The 16,449-nt window shown below is 33.7% G+C and carries 19 protein-coding genes and 2 pseudogenes; 12 read left to right on the top strand and 9 right to left on the bottom strand.

The window, feature by feature from the left end:
- Window positions 1-129: 129 nt before the first annotated feature.
- Window positions 130-480 carry a DUF2628 domain-containing protein gene (locus ACQH6S_RS05655; protein ID WP_425364404.1) on the bottom strand — a complete coding sequence of 117 codons (351 nt, stop codon included), beginning with the start codon at window positions 478-480 and terminating at the stop codon, window positions 130-132.
- Between the two features lie 104 nt (window positions 481-584).
- Between ACQH6S_RS05655 and hslV the strand changes: the two genes are divergently transcribed.
- From hslV to ACQH6S_RS05615, 8 genes and pseudogenes are all read left to right on the top strand, one after another.
- Window positions 585-1,130 (top strand): ATP-dependent protease subunit HslV, encoded by a 546-nt coding sequence (gene hslV, locus ACQH6S_RS05650; RefSeq protein ID WP_094648690.1) that lies wholly within the window; start codon window positions 585-587, stop codon window positions 1,128-1,130.
- Between the two features lie 107 nt (window positions 1,131-1,237).
- Entirely contained in the window at window positions 1,238-2,548 is a 1,311-nt protein-coding gene (gene hslU, locus ACQH6S_RS05645) for an ATP-dependent protease ATPase subunit HslU (RefSeq protein WP_425364711.1), read from the top strand.
- Window positions 2,549-3,694: a YifB family Mg chelatase-like AAA ATPase gene (locus ACQH6S_RS05640; protein ID WP_425364410.1), complete on the top strand. Its 1,146-nt coding sequence runs from the start codon at window positions 2,549-2,551 to the stop codon at window positions 3,692-3,694.
- An 8-nt stretch (window positions 3,695-3,702) separates the two neighbouring features.
- Window positions 3,703-4,074, top strand: coding sequence for an IS630 transposase-related protein (locus ACQH6S_RS05635; protein WP_425364376.1), 372 nt, complete (start codon window positions 3,703-3,705; stop codon window positions 4,072-4,074).
- Window positions 4,038-4,556: an IS630 family transposase gene (locus tag ACQH6S_RS05630; protein ID WP_425364377.1), complete on the top strand. Its 519-nt coding sequence runs from the start codon at window positions 4,038-4,040 to the stop codon at window positions 4,554-4,556. Before ACQH6S_RS05635 ends, ACQH6S_RS05630 begins: the two co-directional genes overlap by 37 nt.
- A 30-nt stretch (window positions 4,557-4,586) precedes the next feature.
- A pseudogene (locus ACQH6S_RS05625) lies at window positions 4,587-4,844 on the top strand (ATP-binding protein); the annotation flags it as partial.
- Between the two features lie 174 nt (window positions 4,845-5,018).
- Window positions 5,019-5,267, top strand: a complete 249-nt coding sequence (locus ACQH6S_RS05620; RefSeq protein ID WP_341758049.1) for a hypothetical protein — start codon at window positions 5,019-5,021, stop codon at window positions 5,265-5,267.
- Between the two features lie 302 nt (window positions 5,268-5,569).
- Window positions 5,570-6,679: an IS66 family transposase gene (locus ACQH6S_RS05615; protein WP_425364395.1), complete on the top strand. Its 1,110-nt coding sequence runs from the start codon at window positions 5,570-5,572 to the stop codon at window positions 6,677-6,679.
- Here ACQH6S_RS05615 and tnpB read toward each other — a convergent pair.
- From tnpB to ACQH6S_RS05590, 5 genes are read right to left on the bottom strand one after another with little or no spacing between them, the layout of a single operon-like run.
- Window positions 6,676-7,029: an IS66 family insertion sequence element accessory protein TnpB gene (gene tnpB, locus ACQH6S_RS05610; protein WP_341752109.1), complete on the bottom strand. Its 354-nt coding sequence runs from the start codon at window positions 7,027-7,029 to the stop codon at window positions 6,676-6,678. The two genes, ACQH6S_RS05615 and tnpB, sit on opposite strands and share 4 nt — an antisense overlap.
- Complete coding sequence (locus ACQH6S_RS05605) at window positions 7,017-7,442, bottom strand: hypothetical protein (RefSeq protein ID WP_341758053.1); 426 nt, start codon at window positions 7,440-7,442, stop codon at window positions 7,017-7,019. Before ACQH6S_RS05605 ends, tnpB begins: the two co-directional genes overlap by 13 nt.
- A 44-nt stretch (window positions 7,443-7,486) precedes the next feature.
- Window positions 7,487-7,798 (bottom strand): hypothetical protein, encoded by a 312-nt coding sequence (locus ACQH6S_RS05600; protein WP_425364409.1) that lies wholly within the window; start codon window positions 7,796-7,798, stop codon window positions 7,487-7,489.
- The gene (locus ACQH6S_RS05595) at window positions 7,773-8,147 is read right to left on the bottom strand and encodes a hypothetical protein (protein ID WP_425364408.1); all 375 of its coding nucleotides are present in this window, start codon (window positions 8,145-8,147) and stop codon (window positions 7,773-7,775) included. Before ACQH6S_RS05595 ends, ACQH6S_RS05600 begins: the two co-directional genes overlap by 26 nt.
- 54 nt (window positions 8,148-8,201) lie before the next feature.
- Window positions 8,202-9,644, bottom strand: a complete 1,443-nt coding sequence (locus ACQH6S_RS05590; RefSeq protein WP_425364407.1) for a hypothetical protein — start codon at window positions 9,642-9,644, stop codon at window positions 8,202-8,204.
- Between the two features lie 41 nt (window positions 9,645-9,685).
- On the opposite strand from ACQH6S_RS05590, the gene ACQH6S_RS05585 reads away from it, so the two are divergent.
- Both ACQH6S_RS05585 and ACQH6S_RS05580 read left to right on the top strand, forming a co-directional pair.
- Entirely contained in the window at window positions 9,686-10,057 is a 372-nt protein-coding gene (locus ACQH6S_RS05585; protein WP_425364376.1) for an IS630 transposase-related protein, read from the top strand.
- Window positions 10,021-10,539: an IS630 family transposase gene (locus tag ACQH6S_RS05580; RefSeq protein ID WP_425364377.1), complete on the top strand. Its 519-nt coding sequence runs from the start codon at window positions 10,021-10,023 to the stop codon at window positions 10,537-10,539. Before ACQH6S_RS05585 ends, ACQH6S_RS05580 begins: the two co-directional genes overlap by 37 nt.
- On the opposite strand, the gene ACQH6S_RS05575 is transcribed toward ACQH6S_RS05580, so the two are convergent.
- Complete coding sequence (locus ACQH6S_RS05575) at window positions 10,504-10,878, bottom strand: hypothetical protein (protein WP_425364406.1); 375 nt, start codon at window positions 10,876-10,878, stop codon at window positions 10,504-10,506. The genes ACQH6S_RS05580 and ACQH6S_RS05575 overlap by 36 nt on opposite strands.
- A 611-nt stretch (window positions 10,879-11,489) precedes the next feature.
- On the opposite strand from ACQH6S_RS05575, the gene ACQH6S_RS05570 reads away from it, so the two are divergent.
- Window positions 11,490-13,304, top strand: coding sequence for an AAA family ATPase (locus tag ACQH6S_RS05570; RefSeq protein WP_425360455.1), 1,815 nt, complete (start codon window positions 11,490-11,492; stop codon window positions 13,302-13,304).
- Window positions 13,305-13,610: 306 nt separating this feature from the next.
- On the opposite strand, the gene tsaB is transcribed toward ACQH6S_RS05570, so the two are convergent.
- Window positions 13,611-14,303 carry a tRNA (adenosine(37)-N6)-threonylcarbamoyltransferase complex dimerization subunit type 1 TsaB gene (gene tsaB, locus ACQH6S_RS05565; RefSeq protein ID WP_425360456.1) on the bottom strand — a complete coding sequence of 231 codons (693 nt, stop codon included), beginning with the start codon at window positions 14,301-14,303 and terminating at the stop codon, window positions 13,611-13,613.
- Between the two features lie 198 nt (window positions 14,304-14,501).
- Between tsaB and ACQH6S_RS05560 the strand changes: the two genes are divergently transcribed.
- On the top strand, window positions 14,502-16,049 hold the full coding sequence (locus ACQH6S_RS05560; RefSeq protein WP_425360457.1) for a phosphomannomutase/phosphoglucomutase: 1,548 nt from the start codon (window positions 14,502-14,504) through the stop codon (window positions 16,047-16,049).
- Between the two features lie 105 nt (window positions 16,050-16,154).
- Here ACQH6S_RS05560 and ACQH6S_RS05555 read toward each other — a convergent pair.
- Window positions 16,155-16,373, bottom strand: a pseudogene (locus ACQH6S_RS05555) (YifB family Mg chelatase-like AAA ATPase); the annotation flags it as partial.
- Between the last annotated feature and the right edge of the window lie 76 nt (window positions 16,374-16,449).

Genomic DNA, 16,449 nt, shown 5'->3' with positions numbered 1-16,449 from the left:
TATTTCAAATATTATAATATGACTGCTACTTTTTCAACTAGTTTTTTTATTAATCTGTTTTTTATTAATCGGTGATATTTGCATAGTAGAAATCCAAATTTATACAATAAATTCATACTAGCAAAGAAATTAGATAGTGTTACGCAGTTTTGCTGCAAGTATACCTTCTATCTCAGATTTTGCTAATATTATTTCTGTTAGTCGGTATTTTTTTTGTTTCAAATCATATTCTCTCATGTCAGCAGCAAAAAAACCAAATATTAACATAATAGCTATTCGACTGGCAAAGGTAAGATAAGTAAAACCTAAGCTTGATATAGCTACACTTATTATTAAAGTAATTATTAGTGCTAACCACATTCTGTGATATAATGCCCAAAATATATTAAAAAATGCAGCAAATAACGAAAAACCCTGTTTGATAATAATAAAATCATTATCTTTTTTTTGAGGATTAACATATATTGAATAAATATTCATAGGAGAGTCTTGTAATTATGATACTGAATGATTACTTAAACATCATAATAATAAACAAACAACTAAACATCAATAGCTAAACATCAATATTTAGAAGATTATTTATGTCAGACAACTCATTACACGGGACTACTATACTGTGCTTAAGAAAAGGCGGAGAAGTCGTGATTACCGCTGATGGTCAGGTTTCCCTTGGTAATACAATTTTAAAATCGACAGCCAAAAAATTAAGAACTATGTTCAATAATAGTATTATTGCAGGCTTTGCTGGCTCTACTGCCGATGCTTTAACTTTATTTGAAAAACTAGAATTAAAGCTAGAAAAACATTCATACCAGTTACTGAGAAGTGCAGTAGAATTGGCAAAAGAGTGGCGTAGCGATAAATATTTACGTAAACTTGAAGCAATGATGATTGTTGCAGATAAAAAAAATATATTAATTCTAACTGGTAATGGTGATGTAGTTGAACCTGACGGGGATGCTGCTGCCATTGGTTCTGGTGGATTATATGCCCTGGCAAGTGCTAGGGGATTAATGTCTTTTGATAATAACCTAACTGCAGAAGAGATTGCTTTAAAATCAATGCATATTGCAGCTGACATTTGTGTTTTCTCTAATCATAACATTATTTTAGAAAAAGTTATATGAGTACTAGTATTAAGAAAAAATCCGCGGGAACTCCTGCTAAATCTGTTAAAACTTCGGTTAAACCTGTAAGAACTCCACCTAAATCAGTGGAAATTCCTGCTAAATCTATGGGATTAACTCCTTCTAAAATCGTAGCTGAGCTTGATAGATTCATTGTTGGACAATATAAGGCCAAAAAAGCTGTGGCGATCGCTTTACGCAATCGCTGTAGGCGTAGAAATGTAGCCGAGCCACTTCGTCAAGAAATCGTTCCAAAAAATATTTTAATGATTGGATCAACTGGCGTAGGTAAGACTGAAATCGCTAGAAGGCTTGCTAAGCTTAGCGGCTCACCTTTTCTTAAAATAGAAGCCACTAAATTTACTGAAGTAGGATATGTTGGACGAGACGTTGAGTCAATAATACGAGATTTAGTGGAGATAGCTGTTAATACCCAAAAAGCTAATGCTAAAAAAGAAGTTATTGCTAATGCAACTTTAAAAACTGTAGAAAGAGTATTGGACGCTTTAGTAGGCAAATCGGCATCAGTTGAGACTAGAGAGAAATTTCGTCTTAAGCTTGAAAAAGGTGAACTCGATGATAATGAAATTGAGATCAATATAGCAGATTCAGGTAGCATATTTGGTAGTAATTTTGAAATTCCTGGTATGCCAGGAGCGGCTATGGGTGTGTTAAATGTTTCTGATATGATCAGCAAAGTCATCGGTACTAGTAAAACAAAAAACAAAAAAATGCTAGTTAAAGATGCTATGTTAACTATCTTGGCTGAAGAGTCAGATAAATTGATTGATCAAGAAAAAATTACTCAAGATGCATTAGTGCTAGTACAAAATGATGGTATAGTATTTTTGGATGAGATTGATAAAATCACTTCAAGACCTGAGGGAAAAAGCTCAGAGATTAGTAGAGAAGGAGTACAGAGGGATTTATTACCTATTATTGAGGGTACAACAGTTAATACTAAGTATGGTCCTGTAGAAACTGCTCATATATTATTTATAGCATCAGGGGCTTTTCATTTATCAAAACCATCTGATTTATTGCCCGAGTTGCAAGGAAGGCTACCTATTAGAGTAGAGTTAAACTCACTCACTAAGGAAGATATGGTGAAAATCTTGGTTGAACCAGAATCAAGTTTAATAAAACAATATTCAGCCTTAATTGGCACCGAAGGGGTAGAATTACAATTTACTGATAAGGCAATAGATAAGATTGCTACTTATGCAGCAAAAGTTAACTTAGAAATTGAAGATATTGGAGCAAGAAGATTGCATACTATTTTAGAAAATTTATTGGAGGATATAAGTTTTAATGCAAGTGACATGAAAGAAAAAAAGGTAGTTATGGAGGAGCATTTTGTCGACCAGCAATTATCAAAAATTATCAAAAATCTGGATTTAGTAAAATTTATTTTGTAAATGATAGTTCATCTTGGCAGTTTAACCTTTAGTGGTATAGACATTATTGATGTCGATGTGCAAGTACAGATATCGCCAGGTATACCTAATTTTACTATAGTAGGGCTAGCGGATAAAACCATTGGTGAGTCTAAAGAAAGGGTTAGGGCAGCTCTGTCTTCCATAGGTCTTGCCCTACCTGCCAAGAAAATACTTATAAATTTAGCTCCAGCCGATTTGGTTAAAGAGGGTAGTCATTTTGACCTTGCTATTGCTTGTGCTATACTTAGCAGTATGAAAATTTTACCAGCTGGAGAAATGCAAGAATATCTAGTAATAGGGGAATTATCTCTAGATGGTTCTATATTACCTGTCAGTGGAGCTTTGCCTGCTGCTATTGGTGCTGCAGCTAGAAATAAAGGGCTAATTTGTTCAAAACAGAATGGTCAGGAAGCTGCCTGGTCTGGCAATAATAATATTTTGGTAGCAAGTAATTTAATAGAGTTAGTTAATCATTTTAAAGGTCTGCAAATATTATCATCACCAGAATTGGAAATTGACACTAGCATCATAAATTACCCTGACTTTAAAGAGATCAAAGGGCAGAAAACAGCCAAGCGAGCTTTAGAAATAGCAGCTTCAGGTAGCCATAATCTATTAATGTTTGGTCCACCTGGTACTGGGAAATCGATGCTGGCACAATGTATACCTGGGATATTACCCAAAATGCGACCCGAAGAAATATTAGAGTGCAGTACTATAGCAAGTGTTGCTGGCAAGTTAGCAAATGGCAAACTATCAAGGGTTAGACCCTTTCGTGCTCCTCACCATTCCTGCTCGATAGCAGCAATGGTCGGTGGTGGTGTGGGTAAAAGAGTAAAGCCAGGTGAGATTTCATTAGCCCATAATGGGGTATTATTTTTAGACGAATTACCAGAGTTTCCACCTAATGTTATCGAATCTCTAAGGCAACCAATTGAAACTGGGGAAATACTAATTGCTAGATCAAATTCGCATATTAAATATCCAGCTAACTTTCAGCTAATAGCCGCAATGAATCCTTGTAAATGCGGTTATTTAAGCGATCCGCATAAAGCATGTTCAAGGGCTCCAAAATGTGGTATAGTAAATCAAATTGAATTAGGTGATAAGATGTGGTATAAATAAAGGAAAAAATGTCAACAAGTCCATATAGTCAAGATTTAAGAGAAAAAGTAATAAATTATATAGAAAAAGGTAATAGTCAAGAATCTGCTGCTAGAATATTTGCTATACATAAAAATACAATTAGCCGTTGGAACGTAAGGAGAAGAAAAGAAGGAACAGTGCTGGCAAGAGCTAGACTAGGATTTAAAAGTAAGATTGATAAAAAAGCATTGGAATATTTCGTAACAAATAACCCTAATAGTAAGCTACAAGAAATTGGTAAGAATTTTGGAATTACAGGTTCTCAAGTAGCTAATATATTAAAAAAGTTAGGATTTAGTTATAAAAAAAAACCTTTAGCTATTTGGAAGCAAGTGCAGAGAAACGATCTGATTATTTAGAAAAGATCAGTAAATATGATAAAGATAAAATAGTATATCTTGATGAAAGTGGTATAGATATGACAATTTGCCAAGATAGAGGTTGGGGTAAGATAGGAGAATTATTGATTGGCAAGAAGAGTGGGAAGCATTATCAAAGGACTAATATAATAGCTGGTTTAGTAAATAACAAACCAATAGCCCCTTTTGTTTTTAATAAAACTTGTAATACAGAACTATTTAATAATTGGGTTGAAAAATTTTTGATTAAAGAGTTAACAGCAGGACAGGTTGTAGTGATGGATAACGTTAGTTTTCATAAATCTCAAAAGACAAAAGAGCTAATAGAATCAGTTGGTTGTGAAGTTATTTTTTTACCCCCATATTCTCCAGACTTAAATCCAATAGAAAAATTTTGGGCTAATATGAAGCGATGGATTCGAAACAAAATAGCGGAAATTGGTACATTATCTAAAGCTATTTCTGCATTCTTTGTCACCTAATTCAATTTGATTTACTATAGTGATTATCAGATGCGTATTTCTGGTCCAATCATGGATCGATTTGATCTACATATAAATGTAGGCTCTATCGATTCATATAATTATAATTTAATAGGAGATGATACAGAAGAAGGGTCTGAACAAATAGCCAATAGGGTCGAAATAGCTCGCAATATTCAACAAACTAGATATGAAGGATATAATATCAAAACAAATAACCGTTTGGATGGGCAACTGCTTATTGAATATGCACTACCAGTTGATGATGGAAAAGATTTACTTAACGAAGGTATACTTGCAGCAAAACTGCGTAACACTATCTAATTTCTTTGCTAGTATGAATTTATTGTATAAATTTGGATTTCTACTATGCAAATATCACCGATTAATAAAAAACAGATTAATAAAAAAACTAGTTGAAAAAGTAGCAGTCATATTATAATATTTGAAATATTAATAATAATGATAATTAATCAAATGAAAAAACCAAAAGTAGCGACCTTAAGTGCTGAAGAACGAGAAGAACTAATACAGCATGTCAAGGAAAGTTCATTAACGGGAGATGAACAGCAAACGATAGTAGAGCTTGTGAAATTTTGTAACGAGCTAATAGACAAGCTAGCATCATCAAATATCAGTATAAATAAGCTTAAGGAAATGCTGATTGGTTTTAAGGCAGATCACAAAAAAAAGATAGTTCAGATTCATTAAAAGAACCGCCAGGTGAATCTGATAACGGGAATGGTGGTAATGAAGGAGAGTGCGATAAGCCCAAAAAGATAGATCGTAGTAATTGGCAAGGTAAATATGGGTTTGATGATTATAAGGATGCGAATACCAGCTATTTAACTCCTGAGAATTTTTGTAGTGGTGATAGCTGTCCTCACTGCTATAATGGCAAACTATATAATAGTGAAGCTAGAAAATTGCTACAATTTACAGGTAATGCTCCAATTACAGTCAACAGATATGTAAAGAAAACGTTACGCTGTAATGCTTGCGATTATACAGTTATGAACAATAAAAATATCAACAAATGGACAAATAGTAGCAGAAGTGCAATAGTGTTACAAAAGACCTATGGTACTCCTTTCTACCGTTTATCTAGGCTACAGAGTTTAAGCGGGGTTCCTATAGCATACAGCTCGCTCTGGCAACAATATTTAGATGTTTGGCAAGAAGGTGGTGGAGCTGAAATTTACGGGGTATTATTGGAAATGGCTGCCGAATGTAGTTCACTGAACCTTGATGATACTAGAGCTAGGATTTTAGAAATTACTATAGCCAATAAAAAATTACGTACTCAAAATAAGAAAGGACGCAGCTGTTATACTACTACAATATGTGCTAAGACTGCAAATAATGAGGTAATAGTTTTATATTTTACCGGTAATAGGCATGGTGGAGAAAATATAGGTAACGTACTAAAGAATCGTAAGAATAGAACAGATTCTATCCAATTAATGACTGACGCAAGTAACAATAATAACCCGGTATTATCAGAAGCAGATAAAGAATTACTGGCAATAATAGTGATGATCAATTGTTTGTCACATGGTCAGAGAAAATTTACAGAAAATGAACTATATTACCCTGAAGAATGCGGATATTTTCTCAAACAAACACGTGGGATTTACCACAATGAACATCAATGTAAAGAGATGAGTCCTGAAGAGAAACTTGGGTATCATCAGGAACATAGCAGTAAATATATAGAAAACATATATAACAAAATAGACGAATTATTTAACGACAAGAAAGTTGAGCCTAATAGTAGGCTTGGACAAGCTATGAAATATTGGATAAATAATAAAGAAGGTTTGACCCAATTTTTAAAAATCCCAGTTAGCAATCTTGATAATAATTGGGCTGAGAGATCACTGCGTACCATTATTTTACAAAGGAAGAATTCATTATTCTTTAAAACAATCAATAGTGCTGAGATACATAGTGGTCTGTATAGTATAGTAAAGACTTGTAGTGAGAACGAGATCAATGCCTTTAAATATTTAAATTGGCTACAAGAGCATAGTAGCAAAGCAAAGAAGCATCCTGAGGATTATACGCCTTTTGCCTATGCAAGATATATGAATAATACGGAATTAATCGAGACAGCAGCTTAAACGACAGGAAGCCAATCATTAGAGAATTTGGCAGAACTAGGATCGCCATTATGAATAAGAATGTGTAAGGTTCTATAACAAATTTGGTAAGATGAATTATCAGATGGGAAAAGTTTTGCCGTAAATTTACCTTTGGATAGGCGTTTAGAGCATAGCCAAAAGCCTTGACCGTCAAAGGACAAAATTTTAATGGCAGTTCTGTTTTTATTATAGAATAAAAACAAGGAACCATTAAGAGGGTCAGAAGAAAGTTTTTGTCTACAAACAGCGATTAAGCCATCGATACCCTTGCGAAAATCGATGGCAATAGTGGCAACAAAAATAACTGACGCCGGGGTTAGTTGCAGCATAAAAATGTCTGAATTATAGTTTTTGGCTCTAGTGTTTGGATAATAAGCTTGGTACCATTTGGTTTAATAATGTGACAAGTATAGTGATTTTGCTTGGGAGCAGCTACAGGATCGGTATCTATAGAATTTACTAGTTGAAATGGGAGAAAATTAATATTTTGTTGTAGGGATTGATTTGAAGTTGAGACAGAAGAAGTTTTGATGGTAGGTTCATGGGCTTTTTTAGTTGAACTAATTGTTGCTTTATTAATATTAAGATGTTTAGCTATCTCTTGGTAAGAATAATGATGGAGTAATTGGTGAACTAATTCCTTTAGATGGTTTGGTATAGGATCAAACTTATTAGTTTTAGTTTGACGCCAAGCTTTAAATTGCTGAGCTACTTGCTCAATAGTAATCGATGGTATTTGCATAGTATGAAACCCAAATGTATAAAAAATTCATACTAACAAAAAAATTAGATAAAGTTATGCAGTTTTGCTGCAAGTATACGAAATGGGAGAAAATTAATATTTTGTTGTAGGGATTGATTTGAAGTTGAGACAGAAGAAGTTTTGATGGTAGGTTCATGGGCTTTTTTAGTTGAACTAATTGTTGCTTTATTAATATTAAGATGTTTAGCTATCTCTTGGTAAGAATAATGATGGAGTAATTGGTGAACTAATTCCTTTAGATGGTTTGGTATAGGATCAAACTTATTAGTTTTAGTTTGACGCCAAGCTTTAAATTGCTGAGCTACTTGCTCAATAGTAATCGATGGTATTTGCATAGTATGAAACCCAAATGTATAAAAAATTCATACTAACAAAAAAATTAGATAAAGTTATGCAGTTTTGCTGCAAGTATACGAGAAAATTAATATTTTGTTGTAGGGATTGATTTGAAGTTGAGACAGAAGAAGTTTTGATGGTAGGTTCATGGGCTTTTTTAGTTGAACTAATTGTTGCTTTATTAATATTAAGATGTTTAGCTATCTCTTGGTAAGAATAATGATGGAGTAATTGGTGAACTAATTCCTTTAGATGGTTTGGTATAGGATCAAACTTATTAGTTTTAGTTTGACGCCAAGCTTTAAATTGCTGAGCTACTTGCTCAATAGTAATCGATGGTATTTGCATAGTATGAAACCCAAATGTATAAAAAATTCATACTAACAAAAAAATTAGATAAAGTTATGCAGTTTTGCTGCAAGTATACAAACTTTTTATAAAATTAGATAAAGTTTCAAGGAAATCACTGCCTCTATTACTCCTTAAATCTGATTCATCTACCACCAGCACAAATTTTAGTTGATCTGTAATCTCAAAAAGCCTTTTAATATAAAAGATGTTAGCAATTTCCTGAACAAGATCAGTATCATTAAAGCCAGGGCAATCCCAAATGGTTAGGTCTTTAGCCAAACATTTATTAGGAATTTTGGTTTCGGAAGACATTTTATGACCAATGACAATATCACTAAGTGGTTGTATTGCGTCAATAACCAGCTCGCTAGTTGCATCATCCCTAATAGCTTGCAGTTCATTACCACTAAGAACGTGAACCAGCGTACTCTTGCCAGCCCCAGTCTTACCAACCACCAGTACCGCTTTTTTAACATTCTCCTGTAGGTGGTCGTTACCATCTCGCATTAAATCTGATACTTGCTGGATAGTAGCCTGATCATCATTATCAAACTGATTATCCCTACCTGCTACCTCAAATAATTTTACAGCCGGTATATTGGGGATATATTCTTTTATTTTTGCTTCCTCTATAGCCTTTAATTCAGCTGCTTCTTTTGCCGCCTTGGCTTCCTCTTGCTCTCTAAGCTTTGCCTGTTGCTTAACTCTTTCAGCTTCTTGCTGCCTAACTTGTTCAGCTATGTATTTTTTTACTAGAGCCTCTTGTCTAGCTTGTTCAGCTGCCTCTTGCTCTCTAAGCTTTGCTTCCTTCTCAAGTCTCTCAGCCTCTTTTTGTCTTGTCTGTTCGGCTATTTGTTTTGCTAGAGCCTCTTGTCTAGCTTGTTCAGCTGCCTCTTGCTCTCTAAGCTTTGCCTCCTTTTCAAGTCTTTCAGCCTCTTTTTGCCTTGCCTGTTCAGCTGCTTGTTTTGCTAAAGTTTCTTGTTTGGTCTTTGCAGCAAGTTCGTTATTAATCTGTAAGGCTGTTTCTATCTCTTTCTTTACAATATTTCCTATATTGTTAAAAGCAGTGCCAAAAGTAACAATAGATTTATTGATCTTTAAGGCATCTGCTAGATACTTCACTCCCACAGATCCTATCGGATTACCACGATCAATGTAAAAACTAGTAATAGATTTATTAACTTTTAAGGCTTCTGCTATAGCCTGTGCTCCAGCATCTCCTATCTGGTTACTACGAATGTGAAGATAATTAATAGTGTAATTAACCTTTAAGGCTTCTGCTACAGCCTGTGCTCCAGCATCTCCTATCTGGTTAGTATGAAGGTAAAGAGTAGTAATAGAGTGATTATCCTTTAAGGCTTCTGCTATAGCCTGTGCTCCAGCATCTCCTATTTGGCTATTATAAAGGTCAAGAGTAGTAAGAGAGTGATTAATCTTTAAGGTTTTTGCTAGAGCCTGTACTCCATCATCTCCTATCTTGTTATAGTAAATCAAATTGAATTAGGTGATAAGATGTGGTATAAATAAAGGAAAAAATGTCAACAAGTCCATATAGTCAAGATTTAAGAGAAAAAGTAATAAATTATATAGAAAAAGGTAATAGTCAAGAATCTGCTGCTAGAATATTTGCTATACATAAAAATACAATTAGCCGTTGGAACGTAAGGAGAAGAAAAGAAGGAACAGTGCTGGCAAGAGCTAGACTAGGATTTAAAAGTAAGATTGATAAAAAAGCATTGGAATATTTCGTAACAAATAACCCTAATAGTAAGCTACAAGAAATTGGTAAGAATTTTGGAATTACAGGTTCTCAAGTAGCTAATATATTAAAAAAGTTAGGATTTAGTTATAAAAAAAAACCTTTAGCTATTTGGAAGCAAGTGCAGAGAAACGATCTGATTATTTAGAAAAGATCAGTAAATATGATAAAGATAAAATAGTATATCTTGATGAAAGTGGGATAGATATGACAATTTGCCAAGATAGAGGTTGGGGTAAGATAGGAGAATTATTGATTGGCAAGAAGAGTGGGAAGCATTATCAAAGGACTAATATAATAGCTGGTTTAGTAAATAACAAACCAATAGCCCCTTTTGTTTTTAATAAAACTTGTAATACAGAACTATTTAATAATTGGGTTGAAAAATTTTTGATTAAAGAGTTAACAGCAGGACAGGTTGTAGTGATGGATAACGTTAGTTTTCATAAATCTCAAAAGACAAAAGAGCTAATAGAATCAGTTGGTTGTGAAGTTATTTTTTTACCCCCATATTCTCCAGACTTAAATCCAATAGAAAAATTTTGGGCTAATATGAAGCGATGGATTCGAAACAAAATAGCGGAAATTGGTACATTATCTAAAGCTATTTCTGCATTCTTTGTCACCTAATTCAATTTGATTTACTATATAACGAAGCTCAAGATAAGTAATAGAATAATTAACCTTTAAGGCTTCTGCTAGAGCCTGTACTCCATCATCTTCTATCTGGTTATCAGTAAGCGTAAGCTTAGTAATAGAGCGATTATTCTTTAAGGCTTTTGCTAAATCTCTCATTCCAGCATCTCCTATCTTGTTACGCAAAAGGTTAAGATTAGTAATAGATTTATTAATCTTTAAGGCTTTTGCTAAATCCTTTGCTCCATCCTCTCCTATCTCGTTATCCCCAAGGTAAAGAGTAGTAATAGAGTTACTTGTTATTTGTTGTACAATTTTTTCTTCTAACGGCATTGTTTTTCTCTCTTTTATTTATAGTTAACTAGATTGGTATGACGTCATTGTAAGGGGCTGCTTAGCGGTGACGAAGCAAGCCTGTTTTGTGTAATACCTGCTTCGGTGCGGGATCTAAAATAATGTCCAAAAAACCCTGAATATTATTATAGATACCTGCCTTCGCAGGGATGACATAAAAATGGATTGCTTCGTCGGCTTATGCCTTCTCGCAATGACGTAGTGTTACAAAGCATCTCCTCGCAATGACATTCTTTAGACTCACACGAGTTCTATTCTATGGCATAATAAAATAATCTTTACTATTAAAGTCTAATATACTTTATATAATATTAATATATTTTAACATGTAAAGTGATTTTTAAAGAAATTTGTGGAATATCAAATTTAGTGGTAATTATACAATTAAAAACACGAGGTAAAAATATCACAAAAACGGCACTGAAATTATAACATTTTCTAAGGCTGCATAATTATATCGTCTGGGTGTTAATTCAGGTTAATTCACTATAAAAAAACAAAAAATTATAAAAATTTTGCTAATTAGCTATTAGTGGACAATAAAAAAGTAGTATAATGGATATTATAGTTGGAAGGAACAGATGAGAACAATGATAGAAGAAAAAAATAAAAATAATGTTGATGATCAACCAACCATGTTAGTTGGTACTGATGACTTCAAGACATTATTGCTAAATAGTGATGTATTTGTTGATAAGAGTCTAATGATCAAAGAATTATTAGAAGATAGTGGGGCAGTCACACTCATTACTCGCCCAAGGCGTTGGGGGAAGAGCTTGAATATGGATATGGTGCGAAGATTTCTAGAAATAGAAGTGGATGAGTATGGGATACAATTGCCGCAAGAACAAAGAGTTAATCATAAGCTGTTTAGCGGAGGAGAAGTGGATTTAGGATTTGATGAGACTAAAGAACTAAAGCCATTAAAAATTGCTAGTGTAGCAAACTCTATGAAACGTCAAGGTCAATTTCCAGTTATTCTTATAAGTTTTAAGGGTGTTAGGGGAAGTAGTTATGAGGAAATTGAAAGTAAAATCAATTATCAAGTAATACAGTTATTTAGTAATTATCGTTATTTGGAGACTTATTTAACAGATAAGGAAAATTTATTAAATGATGCACAAAAGAAACAATTAACTAGATATTTTTCTGGAGAATTTAACAAAGTAGAGCTTGAGAATAGTTTGAAATTTTTAAGCGATTTACTTTATAAACATTTTAATCAGAAAGTTTACATACTAATTGACGAGTATGATACGCCAATTAATAGTTCCTATATGGAATTTGGTCATAAAGAAGAATTTAATCAGGTACTTAAACTATTCCGGGCAATATTTGGCAATAGTCTTAAAACCAATGATTCATTACAAAAAGGCGTTATTACCGGCATATTACGGATTGCTAAGGCTAATTTGTTTTCAGATTTGAATAATTTAACTGAATGTAGTCTATTAGACAAAAAATTTGCTAGCAGTTACGGCTTTACCCAAGCAGAAGTTGATGAATTATTGACCATCGTCCCAACTAATACAGATCCAGAAAAGATTAAAAATTGGTATAATGGCTATAATTTTGGTGGAGAAGTCATTTATAATCCATGGTCAATTATGCAATGTTTGGCAAATAAAGGTAAGTTGGATCATTATTGGATTGATAGTGGTGGGACTGATTGGATTGATCATGTATTGCTCTCAGATGAGATGCAAACAGATATTCAGGCTTTAGCCGCAGGAAAAGCTATTACTTCTCCTATTACCAAATATATAAGTTTTGCTGATATCAGTTCACGCGGAGGTTTGTTTAGCTTATTATTATTTAGCGGCTATTTAAACCCAACAACTATTGACCAAGAAGAAAGTATCTATAAATTATCTGTGCCTAATAGAGAAGTAAAAAATATATATAATGCACGATTGCTACAATGGGTTAGTAAACAAATACAAATGGATAGTTCGTTATATTATTCATTAGTTAGCTTACTGCCAGATGGTAAAATTGAGGAGTTTAAAGAGAATATGCAAGAGTTACTACTTAACTCTACTAGTTTTCATCAAACTGGCGAGAAGAAGGCAGAATTGTTTTATAGTGGCTTTATGTTAGGACTGATCAATACTCTATCTTTTCGTTATATAATATCAAGTGAACAAGAATCAGGCGATGGTCGTCCAGATATGATGATGATCCCGAAAGTGGGCAAAGGTGATAAAGCGATGATTATCGAGTATAAAATCGCTAAATCCTCAGAAGATTTAGCAGATATAGCTAAATCTGGCTTACAACAAATTATAGATAAGAAATATGATACTAGGATAAAAGAATATCAGCATGTAAAACAAATACTCAAAATTTCGATGGCATTTTGTGGAAAAAATATGGAGTTAGAATATGAAGTAACGAAGCTCTAATAATAGAGCGTAAGCACTTGTATAATAAGCAATTTGGTATCTGGTTGGGTTCGGAAATTGTTCACTACGCCCCGCCAGTTACTTATTACTCTTTCAGGGATTTTGTAATTTTACTAGAGAATAGTACTCTACAATTTTTTATTTATTTCCTTATGATCAGTAAAAAAGCTGACTGCTAAGAGTCATGGCTTAGAGCTACTTTAGCAGCGACAAAGCAATCCATGAGAATTAGTATAGATACATCAAGACTATATTGCTTCGTCGACCTACGGTCTCCTCGCAATGACGCTGAGGCTAAAGCTATAGCTAACTCTGTTTAATCTTCACATCAGCCATTCTAATATATAATGGCTCGATAGAGTTAGAAAAATTACATTTTTCAGCTATTTTATCAGCTATATATTGACATATATGCCATGCCTTAATTTTAGTGAAACGCGGTAAGATTATTACATTTTCTAAATCCTTAATCTTGTCGTATATCATCTCTAACCCACTACCAGCACAGACTTTAATAATATTATCTTCTGTATTTAATAACTGCCCAACTTGGTCATAATTTATCAATAAAGGAATAGATGACTGTCCATCTTGATCAAAAACCTGGCTATATAATTGCTCTCTATATGCATTAAGAAAAATAAAAAACTTAAAATTAACCTTTTTATTATGGTTATTTACTTGCCTAGTGGCTCTCCGCCAGGAATACTCAAAATTAGATATAGTAGTACCTATGATATTGGTACTTAGCAAAATGCCTTTTGCTACTGACAACCCTACCCTAATACCGGTAAAACTACCTGGACCATTTGTAACGGCTAGGTAATTTAAGTCATGGTAAGAAAGCTTTGCTATTCTCAGAGCTTCTTCAATCATTGGTACTATTGTTTCAGCCTGCATAGAGGGTCTTAAATCCTCGATATAGGCCAAAATAACTTTATCTTCAGAAATCGCAACAGATGCACTATTATTTACCGTATCCAATGCTAAAATTTTCATTTATACTATCAACTCTTTAAATCACTTAATTAGACCTATTGCATAACCTAATCTAATTGGTAATTTTGTTGTCAAAACTCGTCTCCGTTCCTCACGTACATCTTAGTACGCTGCGGTACTCGACTTCGTTTTTCCTAAAAATTCCTCAATTATCTTTAGGTTATGCAAGAGGTCTATTATACTAAAATAGTAATGACAATGGAAATAAATAGAACAATTTTTAGATTGTACGATATTCGTGGAAGCAGTCTGCTGGATATTAATACAACTATTGCTTATAAAATTGGATTTTGTTTTACCAAACTAAATATATCTAAACAAGGGAACAAAATATTGATAGGGCGAGATGGTAGATTAAGCTCCCCTGCCCTTTACCATGCTTTGGTTAATGGCATTATCTCAGCTGGTGGACAGGCTATCTCAATAGGAGTCGCCCCCTCTCCTATGCTATATTTTGCTGATAAGATATTTAAACCACAAGCTAGTATAATGATCACAGGTTCACATAATCCCAAAGATGATAATGGTTTTAAGATGTTATCGCAAGGCAAGTCTTTTTTTGACCAACAAATACAACATTTACTAAATAGCATTCTAAATACTGATTGGTCTATAGCTAACTCAATTAACATTACGCCGTCATTGCGAGAAGCTACTGTAGTAGCGACGAAGCAATCCAAAAGAACGATTAAAAATGGATTGCTTCGTCGGCTTACGCCTCCTCGCAATGACGCCAGTTTACTATGGCTAAATGCTAATCGGATTAGCTATAGTATGGCTGATAAGTTTATAGCCCCAGCTAATGTGCAAAAGTTAAATATCACAGCTCAATACATAGATCGGATTTTACAAGAAATAACTATAGAACCTAAAATAAAAGTAGCATGGGATCCAGCTAACGGTGCGGCTGGAAATATTACTGATCTATTAGCATTAAGGTTACCCAACAAAAATATCGTTATCAATTCGGAAATTGATGGTAATTTTCCTAATCACCACCCAGATCCCACTATTGCTAAAAATCTAGAACAACTAATAGAAGTAGTGAAAACCCAAGATTGCGATATTGGTATTGCATTTGATGGAGATGCCGATCGTATAGCCATTATAAGTAAGAAAGGACGAATAATTTTAGGCGACCAGATTCTTTGTATATTAGCAAAAGATATAATTGACCAAAATCCACAAGCAACTATTATCATGGATATTAAATCAAGTAGCGCCATATTTAATCAGATTAAGTCATATGGTGGAAGACCGATAATGTGGAAAACAGGTCATTCCTTTATTAAAGACAAGATGCAAACAACTAAGGCATTACTGGGCGGCGAAACTAGTGGTCACATATTTTTTGCTGATAAATATTATGGATACGATGATGCAATTTACGCTGCTCTACGGTTTCTTGATTTATTATCAAGATCAGAAAAAACCTTGGACGATATGATAGATGAGCTACCTAAATGTTACAGCACTCCTGAAATTAGCATCCCGGTACCAGATGATCTCAAATTTGATATTATTCAGCAAATAAAAGATGATTTAATTAGCCAAAATATCGCTTTCAATGACATTGATGGTATAAGGATTGACTCATCAATTGACTCTAATGCATGGTGGTTACTCCGAGCCTCTAACACTGAAGCCAAAATTATTGCTAGATATGAATCAGATAGTTTGGAAGGAATGAATAGTATAAAATCTGAACTTTCCTCTTTACTAGCTAAATATGGTTTGAACATATAATTAACCCACCAGCGTAGGCGGGAATCTAGACCTCTACCTTCACAGGGGTGACACTAATTCTAGCAGAGATGACACCTGCCCCTCTCGAGTTAACTATAGGTTATTATCCATTTTTCTATAGTTTAGTGCTTCGGCAATATGTATCTTATAGACATTGCGAGAACCTTCTAGGTCAGCTATAGTTCTTGCAACTCGTAAGATTCTATTATATGCCCGCATTGATATACGAAATTTTGTAGCGGCTTCGTTAAGTAAATCTTTTCCATCATCAACTGGTAGTGCATATTCAATAAGCAGTTGCCCATCCAAACGGTTATTTGTTTTGTATACTTGCAGCAAAACTGCATAACTTTATCTAATTTTTTTGTTAGTATGAATTTTTTATACATTTGGGTTTCAT

The sequence above is a fragment of the Candidatus Tisiphia endosymbiont of Mystacides longicornis genome (genome assembly GCF_964031095.1).
In the GTDB taxonomy this organism is placed as follows: domain Bacteria; phylum Pseudomonadota; class Alphaproteobacteria; order Rickettsiales; family Rickettsiaceae; genus Tisiphia.
The sequence above is the reverse complement of the archived record's forward strand: the minus strand, read 5'-3'. Positions and strand labels throughout refer to the sequence as shown.

Bases quoted from the DNA above. Each gene is read 5' to 3' on its own strand.
- ACQH6S_RS05655 (WP_425364404.1), bottom strand. From the start codon at position 480: ATGAATATTTATTCAATATATGTTAATCCTCAAAAAAAAGATAATGAT.
- hslV (WP_094648690.1), top strand. From the start codon at position 585: ATGTCAGACAACTCATTACACGGGACTACTATACTGTGCTTAAGAAAA.
- hslU (WP_425364711.1), top strand. From the start codon at position 1,238: ATGGGATTAACTCCTTCTAAAATCGTAGCTGAGCTTGATAGATTCATT.
- ACQH6S_RS05640 (WP_425364410.1), top strand. From the start codon at position 2,549: ATGATAGTTCATCTTGGCAGTTTAACCTTTAGTGGTATAGACATTATT.
- ACQH6S_RS05635 (WP_425364376.1), top strand. From the start codon at position 3,703: ATGTCAACAAGTCCATATAGTCAAGATTTAAGAGAAAAAGTAATAAAT.
- ACQH6S_RS05620 (WP_341758049.1), top strand. From the start codon at position 5,019: ATGATAATTAATCAAATGAAAAAACCAAAAGTAGCGACCTTAAGTGCT.
- ACQH6S_RS05615 (WP_425364395.1), top strand. From the start codon at position 5,570: ATGAACAATAAAAATATCAACAAATGGACAAATAGTAGCAGAAGTGCA.
- tnpB (WP_341752109.1), bottom strand. From the start codon at position 7,029: ATGCTGCAACTAACCCCGGCGTCAGTTATTTTTGTTGCCACTATTGCC.
- ACQH6S_RS05605 (WP_341758053.1), bottom strand. From the start codon at position 7,442: ATGCAAATACCATCGATTACTATTGAGCAAGTAGCTCAGCAATTTAAA.
- ACQH6S_RS05600 (WP_425364409.1), bottom strand. From the start codon at position 7,798: ATGCAAATACCATCGATTACTATTGAGCAAGTAGCTCAGCAATTTAAA.
- ACQH6S_RS05595 (WP_425364408.1), bottom strand. From the start codon at position 8,147: ATGCAAATACCATCGATTACTATTGAGCAAGTAGCTCAGCAATTTAAA.
- ACQH6S_RS05585 (WP_425364376.1), top strand. From the start codon at position 9,686: ATGTCAACAAGTCCATATAGTCAAGATTTAAGAGAAAAAGTAATAAAT.
- ACQH6S_RS05575 (WP_425364406.1), bottom strand. From the start codon at position 10,878: ATGCCGTTAGAAGAAAAAATTGTACAACAAATAACAAGTAACTCTATT.
- ACQH6S_RS05570 (WP_425360455.1), top strand. From the start codon at position 11,490: ATGATAGAAGAAAAAAATAAAAATAATGTTGATGATCAACCAACCATG.
- tsaB (WP_425360456.1), bottom strand. From the start codon at position 14,303: ATGAAAATTTTAGCATTGGATACGGTAAATAATAGTGCATCTGTTGCG.
- ACQH6S_RS05560 (WP_425360457.1), top strand. From the start codon at position 14,502: ATGGAAATAAATAGAACAATTTTTAGATTGTACGATATTCGTGGAAGC.